This window comes from Glaciibacter superstes DSM 21135 (genome assembly GCF_000421145.1).
Lineage (GTDB): Bacteria > Actinomycetota > Actinomycetes > Actinomycetales > Microbacteriaceae > Cryobacterium > Cryobacterium superstes.
In genome coordinates, this window is sequence record NZ_ATWH01000013.1 from 186,566 (window position 1) to 192,565 (window position 6,000).

The following is a 6,000-nucleotide window of genomic DNA, read 5'->3' on the forward strand; positions in this document are numbered from 1 at the left end:
CGAACAAGATCCACCTCACCATCGAAGGATTTCTTTAGAAAGGATCGTTTCTATGATTGACTAGTTGGGTGAGTATCGAAGACAGCGAACGACAAGGGCGTGACTCTTTGGATCAGCCCCTTTTTGACCCCGCGCGTGATGTTGTGACGGAGGCCGCCGCCCTTCAGGCACTCGCCCATCCGTTGCGGTTGAGACTCCTCGGCTTGTTGCGTCTGTATGGGCCGTCCACCGCAACCCGGTTGGCCGAGGTTTGTGGCGAATCTCCGGCGCTCGTGAGCTATCACGTGCGAAAGCTCGCGGCAGGCAATGTGATCGTTGAGGCCGAACAGGCTGACCTCAACGGCGTCTCGACCCACAGTCGCGACCGGTGGTGGAAGGCAGCGCGAAGGTCCACCTTCACCGGCTTGCCACCCGAAGGAGACGAGGAGTCAGCAGCCTTGCTCGACGAGTTCGCTTCCGCTGTCCTCTCGCTCAACACGGATCGCGCGAGGGGTTGGCTAAGCGCGCAGCACAAGTGGCCGCGGCGATGGCAGGAGGCGAGCACATTCAGCGATGTCCCACTTCGGCTCACAGCCGAGGAAACACGCTGTCTAAAGCATGACATGGCAGCTCTCCTAGCGAGCTACCGCAGACACGACTCGACCGCCGTGGCCGAAGAGGGTGTCCCGGATGATGCTGTGATCGTCGCAGCGCAGTTCCTGCTTTTTCCCGATCCCGAACAAGATGCACCTTCGGCAGAACCTCCGCGCAACATATGAGCGATTTCGCGACAGGGCGGTTCGGCCCTGCGCGGATTAGGCTGGTTGCACTGCTGACCGCGCACACGTCGGCCCAGACCGGCAATACGATCACTGTGCTCGCCACCCCCTTCTTCGTTCTCTCACAAGGGGGGTCGGCCCTTAACGTGGGTCTAGCGAGCACCTTCGCGACCGTCCCCATCATCATCGGGGGGCCGATGGGCGCTGTCCTGGTCGACAGACTCGGGCAGCGACTCTCAAGCATCATCGCGGACGTCGCCAGCGCGGCCACCGTCCTAGCGATCGCCGTACTCTCATACCACGGCCTTCTGCCGTTCTGGGGGTTCCTGCTGTTGATCTTTGCCAGTGGCCTGCTCGACACCCCTGGCCAGACCGCCCGTACCGTCTTGATGCCCGACGTCTCGGCCGAGGCAGGCGCACCTCTCGCTCGGACCGTGGGTTTCGCTACGGGGGCCGAGCGTGCAGCGACCCTAGTGGGCGCGCCGCTCGGCGGCTTCCTTGTTAGCCTTCTCGGCGCATCCGCCGCGTTCGCGGTGACCGGCGTCTTCTTCGTTATTTCTTCTCTGCTCGTGCTGACCCTCGTGCGCACGCCGCACTCCCGGTCTCGCATCGGCGCCGCTATTGCGGAGACTCCTTCGTACTGGCGTGACCTCGCCGACGGCTTCCGGTTCGTCGTTCAGCAACCGTTGTTGCGCCTCATAGTCGTCATGGTCTTCATGACCAACCTGCTCGACGCGGGTCGATTCTCCGTGCTGCTACCTCTCCGCTCAGAGGCCTGGCCGGAGGGGGCCAGCGCCGTCGGGCTCATCAGTGGGGCCCTCGGTGCTGGCGCTCTGGCCGGCTCCCTGCTGTTCGGTTTCATCGGGCACCGCGTGCGTAGGCGCCCGCTCTTCGTAGTCGCATTCCTGATCGCAGGCGGGCCGTTGTCACTGGCATTCGCTTCATCGATACCGCTTCCAGCGCTCCTCGTAGTCTCAGTCGTCACTGGGCTGGCGTCAGGTACGCTAAACCCGATCATCGGCACTCTGAGGCTAGAGCTCGCACCCCAAGCGATGCGAGCTAGGGCGCAGAGCCTTATGATCGCCGGGTCGTGGGCCGGCATCCCGATCGGTTCGCTGCTCGCCGGTGCGAGCGTCGGATGGATCGGGGTGCAAGCATCATTCCTGGTGATCGGAGCGATCTACATGATCGTGGCCATGCTGCCAATCAGTGGAGGGGCTTGGAAAGGCATGGACCAAGATCCCCGCCGCCGATGACCCTGAGGGCCGTCAATTCGGGTGGCGATTGTCGTGGAACTGATCGCCGGGTCAGCGGTCGAGAGCGGACACGTCCGGTTGACGTTCCTCTTGCGGGCGCGTTCCCCTTCAGGGAGGGCTGATCGTGTCAGTGCCCGTGAATGTGGGCAGCCAGTCTTCGGCCATCCATCTACGAAGCGGGTCGCCTCCTCCGCGCGGGTACCAGTCACTAGTGATCTGCGTGCTGACTCGATCCAGGAAGCTGGCCGGTTGGTTGGAGTGTGCGATATGTGCCCAGAACGGTGATGCGATCGCTGAGGTCAGCCGGGCGATCGACGGATACATCGCCGCGGAGACTGCGGGTTGCTCCTGCGCCGGCTCGTGACGGCGGTTCGAAGCAAGTTCTTCGTATACGACCCCGAACTCGTTTGGTCCCGATCGAGCGACCATTCCGCCGCAATGCTCCGGCAAGGCGCAGTCGACGTAGGTAAGCAGAGCATGTCTGCTTCGGAGACGACATTATGCCTCACATCAGATAGTGGATGGGTGCCTCCGGAAGGTTCCATAATTCGACCATAGTTGCTTGACAGCGCTTTGCAAACATTTGTTTGTAAGTGCTCCGTCCGTGCGGATATGAGTAAGTGCGTGTGAGGGACATCGGACCGCAGGCCAGATTGCCACAGGAACGATCACTTACCAGGAGCTGCATTGAGCGCCAAATTCTAGGCAGAGCGCCAGGTGGCTAGTCTTTAGTCCCATGCATAACGAATTCTTGAAGCCTGCTACTGCATGCTAATCGACGGCGTCGTTGAGGATCCGGTTATCGGTTCGGACTCAGAGATTGAACTAAAGCACCCCCTGTCCGCTGCGGAGCGTGCAGCTGTGTCACATGCGGCGCCCAATCGTCTCGCGGAATTCACGACAGTGCGCGCCTGCGCGGCGCGGGCGCTTCGACGGCTCGGAGAGTATGAGACCGAAATCGTTCCCGACGCACATCGAGCGCCCATCTGGCCGCGTCACCTCGTTGGAAGTTTGACACATTGCGAGGGGTATTGCGCAGCCGCAGTCGCGCGAAAGGCTCATATTCGAGGAATCGGTATAGACGTCGAGCCGAATCTGCCCATCTCCGACGAGTTGACACGTCAGCTGATCCTTGGCGCAGAGGAGCACGCCTTGTGCCAGGCGCTCGCATTTAATCATGCTTCGATCAACTGGGAGCGGTTGATTTTCAGTGCCAAGGAGAGCCTATTCAAAGCTTGGTGGCCTCTCACACTGACCTGGCTGGACTTTGATGACGTGGTCCTCCTACCGCGCGCGAATGGGGACTTCGTAGCGCACATATCTGGAGAGCTAGCTGCCATGAAACTCTTTGGCTCATCAGAAGTAGTTGGGAGGTGGGCTGCGGGCCGCGGTTTTATCATGACGAGCGTTGTGCTGCCTGTTGACGAACACATTGGCGAGCCACGGTGCACCGACTGATCTGGCTTCAGAACGCGGCTGAAGTGGTGAAAATGGACGAGTAGTCTCAGGTTTTCAAGGTCTCGTCGTTTCGAGTGAATCGCGAGAGCATTAATGTCAGGTCGCAAGAACTGACATATTATCATGCTGATAAAAGGGGGTAGACAACCTGCTCGGGCGCGTGAATACTGTGCTGTGTAGCAACCTAGACGCACATCATGAGGGGTCCCCATGCAGGATATTAATGAAGTCGATGAAATGTTCCAAGTCGTCCTAAACCACGAAGAGCAATATTCAATCTGGGCAATCGGGCGGGAGCTGCCCCTAGGGTGGCGTCCTGACGGGATGGAAGGATCCAAGGAAGAGTGCCTGGCACATATTGACGTCGTCTGGACGGATATGCGACCTCTGAGCTTGCGACAGAGGATGGCCCAATCGAATGAGTTCGGTTAGACGGCAGGTCGTTGTGCGAGCCGATGTGCCTTGGTCAAATAGCTCGGTTGACGATCAAGGGATCGACACCGCTACCGAGAGGCTCCCGCAGACTCCGGCCGGCGAAGCACTCGAGAAGATTGTCCTTGAGGTCCTCGGGGATGACCGCTTGGACCGTGGGGGAAAGACGTCACACTTCGGTGTTGAAGTTCGCTCCCGAATTGAAGCGGCTTTCGGCGTTGAACTCTCGCCGGAAGAGATACTAGGTGCTGGCAGCACCGGAGCTTTGCTCGGCCTCGTAGAGCGCGCACTTGCTAGTTCATTCAGCGACATGTTTGGCGACGCTCCTCTCACCGAGAGCTCCTTTCTTGAGGTGGCCGTTGTGGAGCCGATTCCCCAAATTTCAAGAGAGGGACAGTTGGTCACTTCCTTCGGTCAACAGCGATTGTGGCTGATTGAACAGCTTCGACCAGGAACATCCGAATACGTGGTTCCAGTAGCAATTCGCTTCACGGGACCGTTCCGTATTGACCTCCTTGAGCGAGCGCTTGAGACAGTCGCCGCTCGCCATGAAGTGTTGCGGACGCGGATCGTGACCTATGACGGTGTGCCGGTCCAAAGAATCGACTCGGTCGTGAGGTTGGATCTGAAACCAGTCCGGTGCCCGCTTGGGGAGGTACGGGAATTCATCCGTCAAGGGACGAACCAGAGTTTCGATCTCGAAAAGGATCAGCTATTCCGTGTTCAGCTTTTTGATATAGGACGAGATGGGTTCGTCTTGGCTTTCTACTTCCACCATGCAATTTTTGACAATTGGTCTGCGGGCGTACTGGTGAAGGAGCTGGAAGCATCCTACGAGGCGTTGTCGTCGGGGAAGCCGTTATTGCTTCCGGATCTCCCAGTGCAATATTCCGACTTTGCTGCATGGCAGCGCCAAGAAACGACAGGCAATGCCTTGGAAACCGAGTTGCGCTTTTGGAGGGGCCAGCTGGACGGTCTCGCGCCGCTTGAGATGCCCACAGACCATCCCCGACCAGATCGATGGGATCCTATCGGGAACGTTCTTACTATCGAAGTGCCCAGCGCACTCGTCGATTCTGTGCTCTCCCTTGGAAGCTCTCACGGGGCGACACCATTCGTAAGTTTTCTATCGGCTTTTCAGGTGATGCTTGCACGGTACGGACAAACGGATGATATCTCCGTTGGTGTTCCCGTGGCAGGAAGGACCCGTTCTGAAACCGAGGACTTGATCGGCTTCTTCGCCAACACGGTCGTAGTGCGTTCTGTGGTCAAAAATGAACTCGCGTTCACATCCTTCCTTCAGAATGTGAAGCAGACGGTCGAGGCCGCCATAGCGCATCAAGATCTTCCCTTCGAGCGTGTCGTAGCCGAAATGTCTCCTGACCGCGATTTATCTCGAAATCCGCTGTGCCAGGTGATGTTTGTGGTCCAGAACAGCGGCGCGACTGACCAGCATTTCGGCCTTGGAGAGGCCAGGGGCGAGTTCTTGCATGTTGGCAATGAGGCCGCGAAGTTCGACATTTCCTGGACCATGCAGTCGCTGGAGAGCGGCGGATTCTCTGTCGACATCGTCTATTCTGAGCGATTGTTCGATCGCTCTTCAATTGAACACATGACCCATCAGTATCTTCAGCTACTTCGGTCAATCGTAGATACGCCTGAAGAGCAGTTGGGGAAGCTCAGGTTGGTTCAGCCCGACGACCGCAGCGGCTCAGGGCAACACCCGAACTTCATCGCCGGGTCTGTGTCTCTGTCTGTTGTTGAGTTGTTTGCCGACTCGGTGGCACGCGACCCGGCCTCGGTCGCCTTGATCCATGGTGATGAAGAAATGTCGTACGACGAGCTGGACCGCCGATCAAGCAAGCTCGCACATCACCTACGTAGCGTGGGGGTTGGGCCCGAAGTACTGGTTGCCGTTCTCCTGCCGCGGAGCGCGGAAGTCGTGGTGACTTGGCTCGCCATCCTGAAAGCTGGTGGGGCTTATGTTCCACTCGATCCTCAGCATCCGACCAAACGTTTATCTTATGTCCTGGAAGACACCGCTGCGCCTGTCCTCATCACCGACACCGCGACCCGGACACACGTCCCTGAATACC

General features: G+C 58.7%; 6 protein-coding genes. 5 read left to right on the forward strand and 1 reads right to left on the reverse strand.

Features of this window, described 5'->3' with window-relative positions:
* Window positions 1-68: 68 nt before the first annotated feature.
* Both K323_RS27175 and K323_RS0118430 read left to right on the forward strand, forming a co-directional pair.
* On the forward strand, window positions 69-758 hold the full coding sequence (locus tag K323_RS27175) for a helix-turn-helix domain-containing protein (protein ID WP_022886737.1): 690 nt from the start codon (window positions 69-71) through the stop codon (window positions 756-758).
* On the forward strand, window positions 755-2,014 hold the full coding sequence (locus K323_RS0118430; RefSeq protein ID WP_022886738.1) for an MFS transporter: 1,260 nt from the start codon (window positions 755-757) through the stop codon (window positions 2,012-2,014). The genes K323_RS27175 and K323_RS0118430 overlap by 4 nt, the downstream gene beginning before the upstream one ends.
* Before the next feature lie 108 nt (window positions 2,015-2,122).
* On the opposite strand, the gene K323_RS0118435 is transcribed toward K323_RS0118430, so the two are convergent.
* On the reverse strand, window positions 2,123-2,443 hold the full coding sequence (locus K323_RS0118435; RefSeq protein ID WP_022886739.1) for a hypothetical protein: 321 nt from the start codon (window positions 2,441-2,443) through the stop codon (window positions 2,123-2,125).
* Window positions 2,444-2,782: 339 nt separating this feature from the next.
* Between K323_RS0118435 and K323_RS30920 the strand changes: the two genes are divergently transcribed.
* The 3 genes from K323_RS30920 to K323_RS0118450 all read left to right on the forward strand — a co-directional run.
* The gene (locus tag K323_RS30920) at window positions 2,783-3,472 is read left to right on the forward strand and encodes a 4'-phosphopantetheinyl transferase family protein (protein ID WP_022886740.1); all 690 of its coding nucleotides are present in this window, start codon (window positions 2,783-2,785) and stop codon (window positions 3,470-3,472) included.
* A 237-nt stretch (window positions 3,473-3,709) separates the two neighbouring features.
* Entirely contained in the window at window positions 3,710-3,904 is a 195-nt protein-coding gene (locus K323_RS0118445; protein WP_245571025.1) for an MbtH family protein, read from the forward strand.
* Window positions 3,891-6,000, forward strand: a 2,110-nt coding sequence (locus K323_RS0118450) for a condensation domain-containing protein (protein ID WP_157509498.1), incomplete at its 3' end; no start/stop codon positions are given. The genes K323_RS0118445 and K323_RS0118450, both read left to right, overlap by 14 nt.